The sequence below is a fragment of the Serratia sp. KH_031 genome (assembly GCF_057839655.1).
On the sequence record NZ_CM174496.1, the window covers coordinates 2,891,209 to 2,909,065 of the forward strand.

At 49.7% G+C, this 17,857-nt stretch carries 15 protein-coding genes; 5 read left to right on the top strand and 10 right to left on the bottom strand.

Annotation, left to right across the window (positions count from 1 at the left end):
- Positions 1-130 precede the first annotated feature (130 nt).
- Positions 131-3,583 (top strand): transcription-repair coupling factor, encoded by a 3,453-nt coding sequence (mfd, locus tag AC3ISQ_RS13015; protein ID WP_489347072.1) that lies wholly within the window; start codon positions 131-133, stop codon positions 3,581-3,583.
- A gap of 103 nt (positions 3,584-3,686) precedes the next feature.
- Here the strand turns inward: mfd and AC3ISQ_RS13020 are convergent, their stop codons facing one another.
- The 9 genes from AC3ISQ_RS13020 to AC3ISQ_RS13060 form a co-directional block, all read right to left on the bottom strand.
- Positions 3,687-4,238, bottom strand: a complete 552-nt coding sequence (locus AC3ISQ_RS13020; protein ID WP_489347074.1) for a glycine zipper 2TM domain-containing protein — start codon at positions 4,236-4,238, stop codon at positions 3,687-3,689.
- 315 nt (positions 4,239-4,553) lie between these two features.
- Complete coding sequence (locus tag AC3ISQ_RS13025) at positions 4,554-5,858, bottom strand: NAD(P)/FAD-dependent oxidoreductase (protein WP_489347076.1); 1,305 nt, start codon at positions 5,856-5,858, stop codon at positions 4,554-4,556.
- Positions 5,859-6,189: 331 nt separating this feature from the next.
- Positions 6,190-6,732, bottom strand: coding sequence for an alpha/beta hydrolase YcfP (gene ycfP / locus AC3ISQ_RS13030; protein WP_489347078.1), 543 nt, complete (start codon positions 6,730-6,732; stop codon positions 6,190-6,192).
- A 65-nt stretch (positions 6,733-6,797) separates the two neighbouring features.
- Positions 6,798-7,820 (bottom strand): beta-N-acetylhexosaminidase, encoded by a 1,023-nt coding sequence (gene nagZ, locus AC3ISQ_RS13035; protein WP_489347080.1) that lies wholly within the window; start codon positions 7,818-7,820, stop codon positions 6,798-6,800.
- Between the two features lie 30 nt (positions 7,821-7,850).
- A complete protein-coding gene (locus AC3ISQ_RS13040) occupies positions 7,851-8,720 on the bottom strand; it encodes a phosphotransferase (protein WP_489347082.1) in 870 nt (289 codons plus the stop codon).
- A complete protein-coding gene (lpoB, locus tag AC3ISQ_RS13045; protein WP_489347084.1) occupies positions 8,701-9,294 on the bottom strand; it encodes a penicillin-binding protein activator LpoB in 594 nt (197 codons plus the stop codon). Before lpoB ends, AC3ISQ_RS13040 begins: the two co-directional genes overlap by 20 nt.
- Before the next feature lie 26 nt (positions 9,295-9,320).
- The gene (locus AC3ISQ_RS13050; protein WP_489347085.1) at positions 9,321-9,707 is read right to left on the bottom strand and encodes a YcfL family putative periplasmic lipoprotein; all 387 of its coding nucleotides are present in this window, start codon (positions 9,705-9,707) and stop codon (positions 9,321-9,323) included.
- A gap of 13 nt (positions 9,708-9,720) precedes the next feature.
- Positions 9,721-10,071, bottom strand: coding sequence for a purine nucleoside phosphoramidase (gene hinT, locus AC3ISQ_RS13055; protein ID WP_489347087.1), 351 nt, complete (start codon positions 10,069-10,071; stop codon positions 9,721-9,723).
- Between the two features lie 164 nt (positions 10,072-10,235).
- Entirely contained in the window at positions 10,236-11,543 is a 1,308-nt protein-coding gene (locus AC3ISQ_RS13060) for an Nramp family divalent metal transporter (RefSeq protein ID WP_489347089.1), read from the bottom strand.
- Between the two features lie 196 nt (positions 11,544-11,739).
- Between AC3ISQ_RS13060 and mntR the strand changes: the two genes are divergently transcribed.
- The 4 genes from mntR (at position 11,740) to AC3ISQ_RS13080 (ending at position 16,495) form a co-directional block, all read left to right on the top strand.
- Entirely contained in the window at positions 11,740-12,201 is a 462-nt protein-coding gene (gene mntR, locus AC3ISQ_RS13065) for a manganese-binding transcriptional regulator MntR (RefSeq protein ID WP_489347091.1), read from the top strand.
- A 232-nt stretch (positions 12,202-12,433) separates the two neighbouring features.
- Positions 12,434-13,444, top strand: a complete 1,011-nt coding sequence (locus AC3ISQ_RS13070) for a LacI family DNA-binding transcriptional regulator (protein ID WP_489347093.1) — start codon at positions 12,434-12,436, stop codon at positions 13,442-13,444.
- Positions 13,445-13,696: 252 nt separating this feature from the next.
- Positions 13,697-15,085 carry a glycoside-pentoside-hexuronide (GPH):cation symporter gene (locus AC3ISQ_RS13075; RefSeq protein ID WP_489347095.1) on the top strand — a complete coding sequence of 463 codons (1,389 nt, stop codon included), beginning with the start codon at positions 13,697-13,699 and terminating at the stop codon, positions 15,083-15,085.
- Positions 15,086-15,139: 54 nt separating this feature from the next.
- Positions 15,140-16,495, top strand: a complete 1,356-nt coding sequence (locus tag AC3ISQ_RS13080; RefSeq protein ID WP_489347097.1) for a NosD domain-containing protein — start codon at positions 15,140-15,142, stop codon at positions 16,493-16,495.
- A gap of 137 nt (positions 16,496-16,632) precedes the next feature.
- Here AC3ISQ_RS13080 and fabV read toward each other — a convergent pair whose 3' ends face one another.
- Positions 16,633-17,838 carry an enoyl-ACP reductase FabV gene (gene fabV / locus AC3ISQ_RS13085; protein ID WP_489347099.1) on the bottom strand — a complete coding sequence of 402 codons (1,206 nt, stop codon included), beginning with the start codon at positions 17,836-17,838 and terminating at the stop codon, positions 16,633-16,635.
- Positions 17,839-17,857: the final 19 nt, after the last annotated feature.

Consider the following 17,857-nt stretch of genomic DNA (forward strand, 5'->3'; position numbering starts at 1 on the left):
TGTTCAAGAAACCTCCAGTAGTCCGCTTTGGCTATGTCAGTTTAGCTATTACTGGGCTAGTATATTGACAACGAAAGGCACGCCGTTCTTTGTGCCAGCAAAATTTAACTCATTGATTAAAGAAACCTACATGAGCCCTTCTGCTTCCCGTTATTCTCTGCCCGAACGCGCGGGCGATCTGCGTCAATTAGGGCAACTGACCGGCTCAGCCTGTGCGGTAGAATGCGCTGAAATCGTCGAACGTCACAACGGTCCCGTGCTGCTGGTAGCCCCAGATATGCAGAATGCACTGCGGCTGCGCGATGAGATCCAACAATTTACCGATCAGATGGTCACCACCTTGTCGGATTGGGAAACACTGCCCTATGACAGTTTCTCGCCGCATCAGGAAATCATCTCCGCTCGCCTGTCCAGCCTGTACCATCTGCCAACTATGGCGCGCGGCATTGTTATCCTGCCGGTGAATACCTTGATGCAGCGCGTCTGCCCGCATGAATTCTTGCATGGCCACGCGCTGGTGATGAAAAAGGGTCAGCGTTTATCACGCGACAAACTGCGCGCACAGCTAGAACAAGCAGGCTATCGCAGCGTCGATCAGGTAATGGAACACGGTGAGTTTGCCACCCGTGGCGCATTGCTTGATCTGTATCCGATGGGTAGCGAAGAGCCTTATCGCCTTGATTTCTTTGATGATGAAATTGACAGCCTGCGCATTTTTGATGTCGATACGCAACGCACGCTGAGCGAAGTGGAAGCCATTAACCTGCTGCCAGCGCACGAATTCCCGACCGATAAAAACGCTATCGAACTGTTCCGCAGCCAGTGGCGCGAGCAGTTTGAAGTGCGTCGCGATGCCGAACACATTTACCAGCAGGTCAGCAAAGGCACTTGGCCAGCCGGGATCGAATACTGGCAACCGCTGTTCTTTAGCCAGCCACTACCTTCCCTGTTCAGCTATCTGCCGCAAAACACTTTGGTGGTGAATACCGGCAATCTGGAAGGCGCTGCCGAACGCTTCTGGCAAGACGTTAATCAGCGTTACGAAAGCCGCCGCATCGATCCGATGCGGCCGCTGTTAGCACCAGATACCTTATGGTTGCGCGTTGATGCGTTATTCTCCGAGTTGAAAGCTTGGCCGCGCGTAGCGCTGAAAACCGAAGAACTGCCTGCTAAAGCCGGTTGCACCAATCTGGATTACCAAACGCTGCCGGATCTGGCGGTGCAGGCGCAGCAAAAAGCACCGTTGGATAATCTGCGCCGCTTTATTGAAAGTTTTACTGGCAGCGTAATTTTTTCGGTCGAAAGTGAAGGTCGCCGCGAAACGCTGCAAGACTTGTTAGGACGCATCAAACTGGCACCGAGCCTGATCCAACGCTTGGATCAAGCGCAAGCGCCGGGGCGTTATATGATCGTCGGCGCGGCAGAACGCGGTTTCCTCGATAATATTCGCCAGCGGGCGTTGGTGTGCGAAAGCGATCTGCTTGGTGAGCGCGTCAGCCGCCGTCGGCAAGATAACCGCCGCACCATCAATACCGATACGCTGATCCGCAACTTGGCGGAACTGCATCCCGGTCAGCCGGTGGTTCACTTGGAGCACGGCGTTGGGCGTTATGTCGGCCTGACCACGCTGGAAGCGGGTGGCATTCAGGCGGAATATCTGATCCTTTCCTACGCGGGTGAGGACAAACTGTATGTACCGGTTTCATCGCTGCATTTAATCAGCCGCTATGCCGGTGGCGCTGACGAAAACGCTCCGCTGCACAAATTGGGTGGCGATGCTTGGTCACGCGCACGGCAAAAAGCCGCCGAGAAAGTGCGCGACGTCGCCGCCGAGCTGCTGGATATTTACGCCCAACGCGCTGCTAAATCCGGTTTTGCCTTCAAGCATGACCGTGAGCAATATCAACTGTTCTGCCAAACCTTCCCGTTTGAAACCACGCCAGATCAAGAACAAGCGATCAACGCAGTGCTGAGCGACATGTGTCAGCCGTTGGCGATGGATCGTTTGGTGTGTGGCGACGTTGGTTTCGGTAAAACCGAAGTAGCGATGCGCGCCGCTTTCTTGGCGGTAGAGAACGGCAAACAAGTGGCGGTGTTGGTACCAACCACCCTGCTGGCACAACAGCATTTCGATAACTTCCGCGATCGTTTCGCCACTTGGCCAGTCCGCATTGAAATGATGTCGCGTTTCCGCACCGCTAAAGAACAACAGCAGGTGCTGGATGCTGCCGCCGAAGGCAAAGTCGATATCATCATCGGTACGCATAAATTGCTGCAAAGCGATTTGCGCTGGAAAGATCTCGGCCTGTTGATCGTCGATGAAGAACACCGCTTTGGCGTGCGCCACAAAGAACGTATCAAAGCGATGCGCGCCGATGTGGACATCCTCACTCTGACCGCGACGCCAATCCCACGCACGCTAAATATGGCGATGAGCGGGATGCGCGATCTGTCGATCATCGCCACCCCACCGGCTCGCCGCTTAGCGGTAAAAACCTTCGTGCGTGAGTACGATAACTTGATGGTGCGTGAGGCAATCCTGCGTGAAGTGCTGCGTGGTGGGCAGGTGTATTACCTGTACAACGACGTAGAAAACATCGAGAAAGCTGCGCAGCGTTTGGCAGAGCTGGTGCCAGAAGCACGGATCGCCATCGGTCACGGCCAAATGCGCGAGCGTGACTTGGAACGGGTGATGAACGACTTCCACCACCAGCGCTTTAACGTGTTGGTTTGTACCACCATTATCGAAACCGGTATCGACATTCCGAGCGCCAATACTATCGTTATCGAACGTGCCGATCGCTTCGGGCTGGCACAGTTGCACCAGTTACGTGGCCGTGTTGGGCGTTCGCACCATCAGGCTTATGCTTACTTGCTGACGCCACCGCCCAAAGCGATGAGTACCGATGCCCATAAACGCTTGGAAGCCATCGCCACGCTGGAAGATTTAGGTGCTGGTTTCGCGCTGGCAACGCACGATCTGGAGATCCGTGGTGCCGGTGAGTTGCTGGGCGATGACCAAAGCGGCCAGATGACGACTATCGGTTTCTCGCTGTATATGGAATTGTTGGAAAGCGCAGTTGACGCGTTAAAACACGGTCGAGAGCCATCGTTGGAAGACCTTACCAACAGCCAGACCGAAGTCGAACTGCGGATGCCCGCGCTATTACCGGACGATTTCATTCCAGACGTCAATACCCGCTTGTCGTTCTATAAACGCATTGCTAGCGCTAAAAACGACGGCGAATTGGATGAATTGAAGGTCGAGTTGATCGATCGCTTCGGTCTACTGCCAGACGCGGCACGTAACCTGTTGCAAAGCGCGGCACTACGTCAACATGCACAGAAATTAGGTATCAAACGCATTGAAGGTAACGAGCGCGGTGGATTCATTGAGTTTGGTGATAAGAACCTGGTTGATCCTGGTTACCTGATTGGTTTGCTACAGAGCAAACCACAAGTCTATCGTCTGGACGGCCCGAGCAAACTGAAGTTTATGTTGGATCTGACTGACCGACCCAAACGCATAAAGTTTGTGGAAGAGCTGCTGACCGAGTTCCGGGCGCATACGCTGGCGGCTTAGGTCGCCGCTATAAAATAAAAATCCGCGTCAATGTTAACGCCACTCGCTTAACTGAATTAAGCGATCAGAACTAACACTGACTGCGGATTTAATTTTACCCGGATTAAGCTTCGTTATTGGTTGGCTTGTTCAACACCAACTGACCGCTTTTATCCAGCGGGATCTGGGTACCGGGATCGCGATCCATACGGATTTTACCTTGCTGATCGCCAATCTTGTAGGTTACGTCATAGCCCATCGTTTTTTGGGATTTGTCGTACACCGTTTTGCAGCGCTGTTGGGTGCTGGTTGTGGTGTCGTTGTTCTGCATTGAGCCTTGGATCTGGTTACCGGCATAACCACCGCCCAACGCCCCTGCCACTGTTGCGACATCACGACCACGACCGCCACCGAACTGGTGACCAATCACTCCACCGGCTACCGCGCCTAATACTGAACCTGCGATGCGGTTTTCATCTTGCACTGGCGCACGATGCGTCACGGTGACGTTACGGCATTCCTGACGTGGTGTTTTAATCGTTTCTTTAATTGGCGTTGCCGACAGCACCTGTGCGTACTGCGGGCCCGAAGAGAAAACGTTCATACTTGCTACAGCCGCAATACCCAGCGCCGCAGCAACACCAATCCCTACACCCGCTAACATTGATTTATTCACAGGAAACCCCTCCTGAAAGTGTTACCACGCATTTTGCTACGGGAAATACTACCGACGTTGCGCCGTGCTTATTGTTTTGCGCATTAGCGGCACGCGATCCCCGGATGACGACGTGCGTGACGCGCCGTCTCTCTCAATATAATGCAAAGTCTGCACACAGTTTCGGATACTCGCAATAAGACTGATTGACCAAATGAGCCAGAAAAGGAATTAACCCTGCTGTTTAGGAGGAATCCGAAGAACTTTATTGATGTCGAAAATAAAAAACCCACGCAGGCGAACCGACGTGGGTTTATTAATGGCAGTTAAAAACTATCAATGCATCTTCAAACGAGGGCGAATAACTCGGTTTATCCCGCCCACCAGCATCATCAGCCCGGTCTTGATATATCCGTGTAACGCCACCTGGTGCATACGGTACAACGAGATGTAAACGAAGCGCGCGATACGCCCTTCAACCATCATCGAGCCACGCATCAGGTTACCCATCAGGCTACCCACCGTGCTGAAGCGTGACAGAGAAACCAGTGAACCGTGATCTTTATAGACATAGGCTTTCAGCGGTTGACTGTTCATCAACGCCAGAATATTGGTAAAGCAACGCGAGGCCATCTGGTGCGCCGACTGCGCGCGCGGAGGGACAAAACCGCCGCCCTCTTTCGGGCAAGAAGCACAGTCACCGATAGCGAAGATGTTCGGATCGCGGGTAGTCTGCAACGTCGGTTCAACCATCAATTGGTTGATACGGTTGGTTTCCAACCCGGCGATGTCTTTCATAAAGTCTGGCGCTTTGATACCTGCCGCCCACACCATCAAGTCAGCATCGATAAATTCACCGCCTTTGGTGTTCAAGCCGTTAGCGTCAGCGCTGGTGACCATGGTATTGGTCAACACACGCACGCCTAATTTGGTCAATTCCATATGTGCCGCCGAAGAAATACGCGGTGGCAACGCAGGGAGAATTCGCTCACCGGCTTCAACCAACGTGACGTTCAGCGCGCTGTTGTCCAGCCCTTCAAAACCGTAGCTGTGCAGTTGCTTCACCGCGTTATGCAGCTCCGCGGAAAGCTCAACCCCCGTCGCACCGCCACCAACGATGGCGATGTTAACGCGTTCTTTTTGCCCCGGTTGTGCCGAGAACTTAAGGAACAGGTTAAGCATTTCGTTATGGAAACGACGCGCCTGATGCGGATTGTCTAGGAAGATGCAGTGATCTTTCACGCCTGGAGTGCCGAAATCGTTTGAGGTACTGCCTAACGCCATCACCAAGATGTCGTAATTCAGTTCGCGCGCCGGTACCAGTTCCGCGCCCTGCTCGTCACAAATCTGTGCCAGTTGCAGTGTTTGGTTGTCGCGGTTGATATTAATCAGCGAACCCAACTGGAAATTGAAATGATGGTTACGTGCGTGCGCCAGATAGCTCAGCGCATCCACACCGTCATCTAAGGAGCCGGTTGCCACTTCGTGCAGCAACGGTTTCCACAAGTGACTATGGTTGCGATCGACCAACGTCACTTCGGCCTTGTTTTTACGGCCCAGTTTATGACCCAGACTGGTTGCCAGCTCCAGACCACCGGCACCACCACCCACAATAACGATTTTTTTCTTTGGCGTTGTCAAAACGACCCCCTAATGTGAACCAATTGTTATTCAAGGGTAAATAAATAATATCCTTAAAATACATAGGGTTCTCGTAATATAAAATTGCGATCTGCGGCCAGAATAGCATGTGAGGTTATTTGGTCATACCAAAATTGATATAGGTCAAAGTTTTTTGGTTAAAGGCTAGACGAGAGAAATTTTTGCCGATTGTGTATCAAATAGTTAGCGCTGAATCACAATTTCGAATTTTGCTGCTGGAAAGGCGGATTTTGTCTTTTTGAGCGAAATAGACCGTCATTAAGCTCAACAAATGAGCTCAATGACGACAGTAAGAATGGTTATAAATCTGTTAAGCGAGGGTTTTGAACGCTTTGATGCGTTGCAGGTGTGGCGAGAGATCTTTGAATTTGTGCGTCTGCTTTTCGTCCCAGACGATCTCATAGTATTTGTGCAACAACTCGCTGCTGCGCTTATTATCCAACACCTCGTCGTGACGAGAAAGCACCACCAAGCAACGATCGCGGTTTTTTTCACGGAAATCGCCCACGCATTTGGTGGCGATGTCGTGATATTCCTCTGGCCTGTCGATTTTGTCGTGCATATGTTCTTCCGGGAACAGGTTCGGGTTGAACATCACCTGACGAATGCCGCACAGGAAGCCGATACGTTCGGCCCAAAAGCCGCCCAAACCCACACCACAGATCAGCGCGTGTTTATCGCCACTCTGCTGGATCGCTTTATCCACTTCCTTGAGTAAATGTTGCATATCATGGCGTGGATGCAATGTGCTGTAACTGATGAAACGCACGTCCGGATCGATGAACTGTAACTGTAAAACCTTTTCATGATTGCCGGGACTGGTTGAATCGAAGCCATGCAAATAGATAATCATAGGGTTCCTCGCAACAAATAGGGAGCCGCTAATCTGCTCCCAATATTGACACCTTGCGGTGATCTTTACTCACCAGAACGCTGCACTTTGAACTCTTCCCACCGTTCGTGTAACGCACTCAATTCCTTATGCGCGTGCTGCCAACGGCTGGAATTACGCAGTTCCTGACGAGTGAACTGCCCGCGATGATATAATCGCTTCAATTTGTCTACATTGACCGGGGACAGGTTATCTAGCACGCTAACGGCCCCTGCACGATTATTACACACCAGTATCATGTCACAGCCGGCATCCAACGCCGCTTGGCCACGTTCGGCATAGCTACCCATAATCGCCGCACCTTCCATTGACAGATCGTCAGAGAAGATGATGCCGTCAAAACCGAGCTCCTGACGCAGGATCTCTTTGAGCCAGTACGGTGAACCGCTGGCTGGACGTGGGTCTGCTTCAGTATAGATGACGTGCGCAGGCATCACGGCGTCTAGCAAGTTTCGCTCGATCAACGCACGGAAAATGCTCATATCATGATTGCGAATGGTCGCCAGCGGACGTGGATCGCGCGGGGTTTCCTTATGTGAATCCGCGCTCACTGCACCGTGGCCGGGGAAGTGCTTGCCGGTGGTTTTCATCCCGGCGCTGTGCATCCCTTGAATAAAGCGTTCTGCCATTTCCAGCGCTTTTTTCGCATCGCTATGGAACGAACGCTCCCCAATCGCGGCGCTGACGTGACCAATATCCAACACTGGAGCGAAGCTGATATCAATATCCTGCGCGATCATTTCTGACGCCATCAGCCAACCGGATTCTTGCGCCAAACGCCCGGCCTCTGCCGCATCGTTCAACGCAGCAAATGACTGTGCCGCAGGCAAACGGGTAAAACCTTCGCGGAAACGCTGTACCCGCCCACCTTCTTGATCGACCGCCACCACTAGCCGATCGTGCGAGGCTTCGCGGATCTGACGCACCAATTCGCGCAATTGTTCTGCGTCGTGGAAATTGCGGGTAAACAGGATTAATCCCCCCACCAACGGGTGCTTTAAAATCTCACGTTCTTCTGCGTCCAGCTTGAAGCCGGCGACATCTAGCATTACTGGGCCCACGGGCACCTCACGTCTTTTTTAATCAAATTTTGGGGATGGTAAACCAAAACGCTGCTGCAATGCTGCGCCCCAACGCAAAAACTCGCGATCGCCGCTTTGTTGCCAGCGAACTTCAAACCACATCAACATCAAATAATCGACCCACGGCAGCCAACGCTGGATCTGTGCCTTGAGCAAAGTCTCATGGTGATAACCGTGACGAACATAATGTTGGATAAAAATCTGTTGTTGCTCTAATGACCATTGATTGAAGCGGAACATCGCCGCCAACTCCAGCGCGATATCCCCATCGGCGGCATATTCCCAATCGATCAACCGCAACGATGTACCTTGGCTAATCAAGTTATCCGGGTGAATATCCATGTGCAAAGGTGCTAATTTTAGAGGCTTTGGCGGTGCATTACGCAAGAAATACTGTTGCCAACGCAGCCACTGCGGCGTTAAGCGGCGACGATCGATATGCTGCCAGTAGCGGCTGAACTGCTGCTGCAGGTTAAGCCGATAACCGCAAGTCGGACGCCGATGTAAATCCGCCGTCAACGCCGCCAGTTGTCCTTCTTCAATAAAAACAGCAAATTGGGATTGTGTGACAACGTCACCATTGAGCCACTCAACGATAATCCACTGATTATTTTGCAGTAAAATACGTGGGCCAAGAATGTTCCCGGCACCACGTAACATGCGTGCTTCACGTTGTCGATTGACGCCCAACACCGCTTTTTCTGCCGTTTGTTGTCGCGCCAGAAGTTGCACGCCCTCGCCTTCGATGCGCCAGCTTTCCCCGCTCAACCCTTGTACCGGGCTGAAACGACAACTGGCGGTATTCAGCAATGGTAATCTGCTTGCGAGCAATGTTCTCAGTTCAGCTTCAGCGAGTGACTGCGCCATTACCCGACCAGACAATTTCGCCCGTTTGCACTTGCATCAATTGCATTTCGATAGCAGGTGATTTCACATCACCACTGACGTCGCTGTACAGCACGTATTGCGCGCCCACAACCCGCGCCAGACCGATGGCCTTGCTGCGCGAACCGAGGCTGTCGTCAACGGACAAACCGAGTGTTTGTTTAGCGCTCGCCAGTTGTGCCGCAGGCACTACGGAGAAGGTGCTATTAGATGCCATCGCTTTATGCAACGCCGCCGTCGCTTTCGAGGTTTGCAGCGAGCCATTGGTGTTGTTCTTCACGCTATCCAGCAACAGTACGCTACCCGGATTAACACCATCGGCTTTCAGCATTTGATTAATCAATGGCTGCACGCTCCCAACCCAGTTAAATGACTGAATTTTCGGCGGTGGCGGAACCACATCCGTTGGTGGCTGCGTGGTTTGATCCGTAGGTTCAGTGGTGGTCGGCGGCGTCACCGGCTCGACCGTCACTGGCGGCTGCGGGGGTTCTGGTGGGCGTGACAAACACCCAGTCAGCATTAAGGCGCCCAGCGCCACAAACAAAACCTTTTTCATTATTTCTCTCCAATGGAACCAATGACTTACAAGAACAGATGCAAGCGCACGCTCTTGGCGTCGAAGTTATAATTAATCGAATAAATTTCGACGGAAGCATTGGCAGGAACGACAATCTCACGCGAGTTTTCCCGTGGTCGTATATCCAATCCCTGTGAGTCATACCAGTAGAAACGGTAGTTCACCTTAACCGGCTTGTCTTGGCTATTGCTGAGCGTTGAGCTCGTCACCAAATTGTCAGAACCGCTGGAAACGCTCGGGCTCGATGCCAGAATACCGGCGGTCAGCACCGAAGAATCCATCACCACCGCCTGATTTTCGTTGACCGAAATACTCGGTGAACTGCATCCCATCAGTATCGCCGCAGGCAATACTAACGCCATCAAACGACGCGCCATTTTGCTAGAACCCATGGTTTTCATCCGTTTAGCGAGCCAGCATTGGACCAAGTGCTTTACCACCGACCAGATGCATGTGGATGTGATAAACCTCCTGCCCGCCATGCTGGTTGCAGTTGACGATCAGGCGGTAGCCATCTGCGGCGATCCCTTCTTTTTGGGCGATCTTGGCGGCGGCGGTAAACATACGCCCCAGCGCCGCTTCATGCTCGGCAGTCACATCATTAGCGGTTGGGATCAGCATGTTAGGAATGATCAGGATGTGAGTCGGCGCTTTAGGGGAAATATCACGGAATGCGGTGACCAGTTCGTCTTGATAGACAATGTCTGCCGGGATTTCACGGCGGATGATTTTACTGAAAATCGTTTCTTCGGCCATCTGGAATTCCTTCGGTTCTAAAATAGTTGCTAAAAGGTGTACGCAGTATGAGTGACAAATTCTACTGCTTTCAACCGGATTGCGCATCCTTAGTGTTAGATGGCCGAGAATTGTGCGATTGGGGGAAAGTGAATCCCCCGGAATGAATAAAAATTGATAACGAATTATTCCAACCCAGGGAGGGTCACGCCAAAGGTTTGCAGCAATAGCACCACATTTAACGCCACAATAATGACCGTACCGATCACCGAGATCAGGCTGGTTAGGCGGCTATTGGCAAATTCCCCCATGATTTTGCGATTACGGGTAAACATCACCAACGCAATCATCGGTGCTGGCAGTGCCAAGCTCAAAATAACCTGACTGTAAACCAACGCATCGGTGGCATTGACGCCCATCGCCACCACAATAAATGCCGGAACCATGGTCACCAAGCGGCGCACCCAGATCGGAATATGGAAACCGACAAAACCCTGCATAATCATCTGCCCAGCCATGGTGCCGACGACCGAGCTGGAGATCCCTGAAGCAATCAATGACATCAAGAACACGACTGCAGCACCGACGCCTAACAGTGGCGTTAATGTGTGATAAGCGGTTTCAATCTCAGCGACATCGCTGTGCCCGGCATGGAAAGCGCTAGAAGCCATAATCACCATAGCGATATTCACCATACCGGCAATCGCCAACGCAATAATCACCTCTATATTGGAGAAACGTAGCAGTTTGCGGCGCTCACCGTCATTACTGGCTAGAGTACGATGTTGGGTCAGCCCCGAATGCAGGAAGATGGCGTGTGGCATCACCGTTGCACCGATAATACCGACGGCGATGGTCAGCGCCTGAGCATCCGGGATTTGCGGCGTAATCATACCCATCCCCGCCGCTTGCCAATCAACCGGGACAATAAACATCTCGACCAGATAGCACAGCGCAATGATCGCCACCAAGCCACCAATCATCAGTTCGACCGGGCGGAAACCCTTTCTTTCTATCATCAGCAATGCATAAGTGACTAACGCCGTGACTCCCATTCCTGCCAGCAACGGCATCTTAAACAGTAAGGACAATGCGATCGCCCCACCGAGGAACTCAGCCAAATCGGTCGCCATGGCAGCGATTTCACTCAAAATCCACATGCCGATCACCACCGGCTTGGAAAATTGCTGGCGACACATCTCCGCCAGATTACGATTAGTGACAATGCCTAACTTGGCAGACAGCGCCTGAAATAGCATGGCGATCAGGTTTGCCATCACCACCACCCACAGCAGGCTATAGCCGTATTTGGAACCAGCCTGAATATTAGTGGCGAAATTACCGGGGTCCATATAGGCGATAGAAGCGATCACCGCTGGCCCGGCAAACAACAACGGTGTAAACACGCCACGCCTGCGCCCTGCCAGAGCATGGCTGATCGCGGTATTAGTACGCTCGGTTAACGAGGAGGTGGTGGTTGCTGTATCATTCATTGCTGCTACCCATGTAACCGGAGTGTGTCCGACGATAAAGAAGAATGTAGCATTGGCTACACTTTATGCAATAGGCATGATAACAGGATTATATATCTAAATGTTTCTTATTCTCATTAAAGAATCACTATTTGAAAAGCAATCCCCTTTGCACTAGTTTATGGCAACTGAATGAATCATAAGGATGACGAACTCTATGGCAGCAAGTACGCCAAGCCACCCTACTGCGGTGGAGATGCCAGATGAGGCGGAGCATGCCTTACGCTTTACCCGTGCTCGCGAGGCGCAGGCCAATGCGTTGATTGAGGATTACGTCGAATTAATTGACGATCTGCTCTCCAGCACGCGGGAAGCCAGAACGACTGATATCGCCCGGCGCTTCGGTGTTTCGCACCCAACCGCAATCAAAAATATCGCCCGATTGAAAAGTGCTGGTTTGGTAGAGTCACAACCTTATCGTGGAGTATTTCTCACCGAGGCAGGTGAACAACTGGCGCAAAAGGTTCGTAGACGCCATCGGATTGTGGTCGAGTTACTGGTTGAGTTGGGTGTTTCGCCAGAAACGGCGGAATTAGATAGCGAAGGGATCGAACATCATATTTCTGCCGAAACGCTGGCCGTGTTTGAGCAGTTTTTACAAACACACTCGAAAGTATAAAAAAGAGGGAGATGCCTCTCTCAGCTTGTCGACGAGCCTCATTATTTTAGTAAGGTTCGTCTTTTTTTAGAGACCGCAGGTCGCAATCACGATATTCCCCGCCATGATCACCAAAGATTTGAGATAGCTGAACAGAGTTTCATGTAACGCAACAACATGTGAACTGGCTGACATTTTTGACCTTCATCACAATTTATAGTGACATCATTGTTAGGCAACGCATTTCGTTATCATGGCATCCATTAAAGACGTAGCAAAAAAAGCTGGGGTATCTACGGCCACCGTATCGCGTGTGCTAAATAATCACCCCAGCGTGACTCCTGAAACACGTCAAGCAGTACATGATGCAATGGATTACCTCTGTTATGTGCCAAGTAAGAGTGCGTTTCAGCTTAGCGGTAAATGTTCTGGACTGGTTGCTGTGGTTGTACCAAACCTGGTTAATCCTCACTTTTGTGAGTTGCTGGCCACAATTGAAGAAGAGGCAAGGTACATTGGGAAGTCGGTAATCGTAAAGACACACCAAAACCAGCCTCAGCAGGATAAACAAATTATCCATACCTTAATTGGTATGGGGATTGACAGTCTATTGTGGGTTCCGACAGAAGCAGAGGTCGAACTTTCTGAGTGGTTAACCGCCACGAATATTCCGGTAGCGGTGGTGACGCAGGTTTCTCGCTTTTTTAATTCCGTATCAATCAACCAGAGTAAAGGCGCGGAAAGCATTGCGGAGCATTTCATACAAACAGGGCATACCACATTTGGTTTTATTGCTCAGGAGGGTGTTGATAATCGAAAAGTGTCCTCTTGGAGTAAAAAGCTTACCAGTCAGGGTTTAGCTCTCGATAAAGAAAATCAATTCTGGATAGCTAAAGGCGAAGGGGAAAAAACATCAGGCCATATCAGTACCCTTGACAATATTATCGAAAAATTAGCAATTCAGAGAAACAGGTGCTCATGTCTTTGGGTCTATAACGATGTCGCTGCCAGCTATATTATTGACGGGTTAAAAGAAAAAGGGATTTCTGTACCTCAAAATATTGCCATTGCCAGCTTCGATAATACATTATTGGCACAAACAAAAAAGATCACCAGCGTTGCACAACCGATAACCGAAATTGCTCATCTGGCATTCCAGATGGTTAAGAATGAAAATAAACAAGGAAGTATTGAAATGTATGAAATTGTCTCCAGATTAATTATACGCGAGAGTAGTATTAATATTAACATTACAACTCTTTAATCACTGCAATTTTCCTTTTCACGCTGTCGGAGGGATAGATAATATACCCAAAATAATTCGAGTTGCATTGAGGCGGCAAGTGAACGAAGCCCTAGGAGCTTGGCCCACCAAGTGACTAGGGTGAGTAAAGGCAGCCAACAAAAATGCAGCTTGAAGTATGAAGGGTATATTCCCTTTTCTATTATCACCACAGGCACTGGCCGTAATAGCCGGAGCTTTGTACTGATGACTGCGCATTATTGAGGTAATTTTATGTCTACTGCTGCAATGGAAAAGCAAAGCGCTTACGAGAAACTGCGCCTGAAAGAAAAGATCGGTTACGGTATGGGTGATGCCGGATCCTGCATGATCTGGAGCGTGCTGGCGCTGTATCTGACATGGTTTTATACCGATGTGTATGGCTTGGCTCCCGGGGTTGTTGGCACGCTATTTTTGGTAATCCGTGTTTTTGATGCCTTCAGTGATCCTATCATGGGAGCTATTTGTGATCGCACCCAGAGTCGCTGGGGTAAATTTCGGCCATGGCTATTATGGATGGCTCTGCCATTTGGCCTCGGGGCGATATTGATGTTCACTACACCAGACCTAAGCATGAACGGAAAAATTATTTATGCTTGGGTAACCTATCTGGTGATGTCATTGATTTATACCGCCATCAATATTCCCTACTGCTCAGTAGCGGGCGTGATTACGCTGAACCAGAAAGAGCGGCTGGGTTGCCTGTCATGGCGTTTCTTCCTTAACGGCTTAGCGACACTTATCGTATCCTCCTCCATTTTGCCATTAACCGACTGGCTGGGTAATGGTAATCGAGCATCCGGTTTTCAGTTAACAATGATGATCATGGGTGGTGCCGCAACGTTAATGTTCCTGTTCTGTTTCGCCAGTATTAAGGAGCGCGTCGTTTCGGTAAAAGCCAATGACTCGTTAATAAAGGATCTGAAAGACATTGCTAAAAATGACCAATGGTTGTTGATGATTTCGATTACCTTCCTTAACGTCTTCCCGGCATTTATTCGCGGTGCGGTTACCATCTATTACGCTACCTACGTGATGCAGGCTTCCGTGGGATTTATTACCTTTTTTATGGCACTCGGTGTCGCCTGTAATATGCTGGGCAGCGTAATAGCTAAACCACTCACTGATCGCTTTGATAAAATTAAGCTATTCCGCATTATTAATATCATTCTTGGCATCCTGTCCTTTGCGTTGTGGTTTGTCGATCCTAAATCGCTGACGCCGTTGTTAACGCTGTTTATTATCATTAATATTTTGCATTTAATACAGTCCGGCCCCATCCTGTGGGCCATGATGTCTGATGTTGACGACTATGGCGACTGGAAATTCGGTAAACGCCTAACCGGTATTTCTTTCGCTGGTAACCTGTTTATGCTGAAAATGGGACTCGCAGTAGCTGGAGCAATCGTTGCCTGGATATTGTCATTTACAGGTTATATCGCTAATAAGCCGGAGCAAAACGCGCAGACAATTCAGGGCATTATTATCATGTTCTCATTACTGCCAATGGTCAGCTATTTCATCAGTGCATTTATGGTGCGCTACTTCAAACTGAATAACGCACTCCTTGAAAAAATTAGAGTCGATCTTGCAAAGCGCGAACTGGAAAATGGACCAACCTAATCGCATGTGCACCACAGACTTATTTTATGTTAATGTCACAGAAGGGTTTAACAAATGGCAAGTAACAACTATTACGATGTCACTGAGTGGAATGTAGGTAATCCGTATGAGGATATTGGCGAGGTCATTAATAGCATAATCGCAGACATTAAAAACAGACAAACCGATACAGATACTAATGAAGGAGGAAAACCAGGTGCAGTTATCTATATTCCACCAGGTGATTATCATCTTCTCACTCAGGTCATGATAGATATCAGCTATCTGAAAATTATGGGTTCCGGACATGGATTCACCTCTTCAAGTATTCGTTTCAATACTCCAGAGAGTGAATGGGCCAATTGGCATGAATTGTGGCCAGGAGGGAGCCGTATTCTTGTCGATATGTCCCCGGAAACTGATGCTGAGGAGTATATGGGTGCCGCATTTTATGTTGCACGTAGCGGGGACCCACGGATAAGTTCGGTTGAGTTTGCTGACTTTTGTATTGATGGCTTGCACTTTGTAGATGATGGCTCAGGAACCGATGATCCAGAAAATACCTATCTTAACGGCAAGACCGGGATTTATATTGCCAGTGCGCAAGACTCATTCCGGGTCAGTGGCATGGGGCTGGTATATTTAGAGCATGGCGTGACTACTTATAATTCTGATGCCCTGTCTATACATAATAATTTCATCGCTGAATGTGGTAACTGTATAGAATTACGTGAATCAGGTCAGGCATCCAAAATTACCGATAACCTGATAGGCGCTGGCTATAGAGGATATTCAATTTATGCGCAAAACTTTGGTGGTCTTTTAATTACAGCAAACAATATCTTTCCACGTGGGAAAAGCAGCATTCACTTTTCTGGTGTGGTACGTTCGTCTGTCAGCAGTAATAGATTCCATGCTTTTTATCCGGGAATGCTGGTATTCCAGGACAACAGTTCAGAAAACCTGGTTTCTTCCAACCATTTTTTCCGCGAGCGTGAGCCTTGGGCACCTATGCAAGCATACAATAATGGTTTAGATGATTTATATGGCCTTTTGTATATCAGTGGCGATAATAATTCGATCATTGCCAATCATATTTCGGAGACAATAGACATACAATATATTACGCCAGCGGGTGCAACACCGGTGATAATCCGTGTTGTGTCAGGTCAGGGGAATTATATTTCTGATAACCATATTGTTGCCACTACCGAAGCATCACAAGTACAGGCTGCTGCCACAGACTCTTGTTTCTCTACGCAAGTGAGCGCGTTGCTGGCTACTGACGGTCTTGAGGCGCTTGAAGTGATAACAGTACAGATAGAAACAGAATCACTTCAAAATACCGTACTTGATTCAGGAAGTGACGTTCAAGTTGTGATGGATAAAACCGCTAATGCATTCAGAGCCACTCCAACATCCGCAGTATGAACGGAGGGCTCGCATTAATACGTCGCAATAAAATTGCTTGTATTGGCGAACTTGTGCTGGCAGCGCAAGCCGGTAAATGAGATCAACCGCCAGCACTTTCACATCGTTCTGAGGGAGGCTTACGCCTCCCTCTCGAGTCACTTGGTCAAGTCGATCAGATGATTGATTTTCACATCAGGGTTCACATCGGCGCCATAGTCCACACCACCCATTTCAAAACCAAACAGGTTGAGGAATTCGGTTTTATAGGCGGCGAAATCAGCCAACTCACTCACGTTATCAGTCGTGACATCATCCCACAGAGTAGAAACTTCTGCTTGCACTGCTGGGTCCAGCTCTTTGTAGTCAGCACGCAGACGGCCTTCTTCATCCATAATAGGCTCAGCGCCACAGATGCTGTCTTTGTACAAACCGTAAACCTGCTCGATACAACCTTCGTGAGTGCCCTTTGCTTTCATCACTTTGAACAGCAATGACAGATACAAAGGCATAACCGGAATGGCAGAGCTCGCCTGAGTCACTACCGCTTTCAACACAGAAACACGCGCGTCACCATTACCGTGCGCAGCCAACTTCTCACGGATACGGATAACTTTCTTATCCAGATCCTTTTTTGCTGCGCCGATGGTGCCGTTCCAGTAAATGTCTTGGGTGAGTTTTTCACCCAGATAGGTATAGGCGGTAGTAGTCGCGCCTTCTGCCAACACGCCCGCTTCGAGCAGTGCGTCAATCCACATCTGCCAATCTTCACCGCCCATCACTGCCACGGTATTATCAATTTCTTCCTGATTGGCACGTTCCAACGTGACTTCACCGACCGTCTCTTTGTCAGTATTTAGGCCGCGTAAGGTAATGTCCTGACCGATCGGCTTTAACGTAGAGTTAAAGACTTCACCGGTTTTCGGATGGGTTCTACGCGGTGAAGCCAAGCTGTAAACCACTTGATCAACCTGACCAAATTCTTTTTTGATCAGTTCGATAGTCTTTTGCTTAACTGCATCAGAAAATGCATCACCATTGATATTGAAGGATTTCAGTCCCGCTTGTTCAGCAAAATTCTGGAACGCGGCGGTGTTATACCAACCTGCGGTACCCGCTTTGTCTTTGTCGCCAGCACGTTCAAAGAACACGCCCAGCGTATCAGCACCACAACCGAAGGCTGCAGAGATGCGTGATGCCAAACCGTAACCAGTGGATGACCCAATCACCAACACTTTCTTTGGCCCCGACTTGATAGCCCCTTGCGCTTTGACGTATTCGATTTGTTTTTTGACGTTAGCTTCACAACCAACCGGATGGGTAGTAACACAAACGAAGCCGCGAACGCGTGGTTTTATAATCATGTAGACCTCAAAAAATAGA

Coding starts and splice junctions, on each gene's coding strand:
- mfd (WP_489347072.1), top strand. CDS start 131: ATGAGCCCTTCTGCTTCCCGTTATTCTCTGCCCGAACGCGCGGGCGAT.
- ycfP (WP_489347078.1), bottom strand. CDS start 6,732: ATGATTATCTATTTGCATGGCTTCGATTCAACCAGTCCCGGCAATCAT.
- nagZ (WP_489347080.1), bottom strand. CDS start 7,820: ATGCTAGATGTCGCCGGCTTCAAGCTGGACGCAGAAGAACGTGAGATT.
- AC3ISQ_RS13040 (WP_489347082.1), bottom strand. CDS start 8,720: ATGGCGCAGTCACTCGCTGAAGCTGAACTGAGAACATTGCTCGCAAGC.
- lpoB (WP_489347084.1), bottom strand. CDS start 9,294: ATGAAAAAGGTTTTGTTTGTGGCGCTGGGCGCCTTAATGCTGACTGGG.
- AC3ISQ_RS13050 (WP_489347085.1), bottom strand. CDS start 9,707: ATGGGTTCTAGCAAAATGGCGCGTCGTTTGATGGCGTTAGTATTGCCT.
- hinT (WP_489347087.1), bottom strand. CDS start 10,071: ATGGCCGAAGAAACGATTTTCAGTAAAATCATCCGCCGTGAAATCCCG.
- AC3ISQ_RS13060 (WP_489347089.1), bottom strand. CDS start 11,543: ATGAATGATACAGCAACCACCACCTCCTCGTTAACCGAGCGTACTAAT.
- mntR (WP_489347091.1), top strand. CDS start 11,740: ATGGCAGCAAGTACGCCAAGCCACCCTACTGCGGTGGAGATGCCAGAT.
- AC3ISQ_RS13070 (WP_489347093.1), top strand. CDS start 12,434: ATGGCATCCATTAAAGACGTAGCAAAAAAAGCTGGGGTATCTACGGCC.
- AC3ISQ_RS13075 (WP_489347095.1), top strand. CDS start 13,697: ATGTCTACTGCTGCAATGGAAAAGCAAAGCGCTTACGAGAAACTGCGC.
- AC3ISQ_RS13080 (WP_489347097.1), top strand. CDS start 15,140: ATGGCAAGTAACAACTATTACGATGTCACTGAGTGGAATGTAGGTAAT.
- fabV (WP_489347099.1), bottom strand. CDS start 17,838: ATGATTATAAAACCACGCGTTCGCGGCTTCGTTTGTGTTACTACCCAT.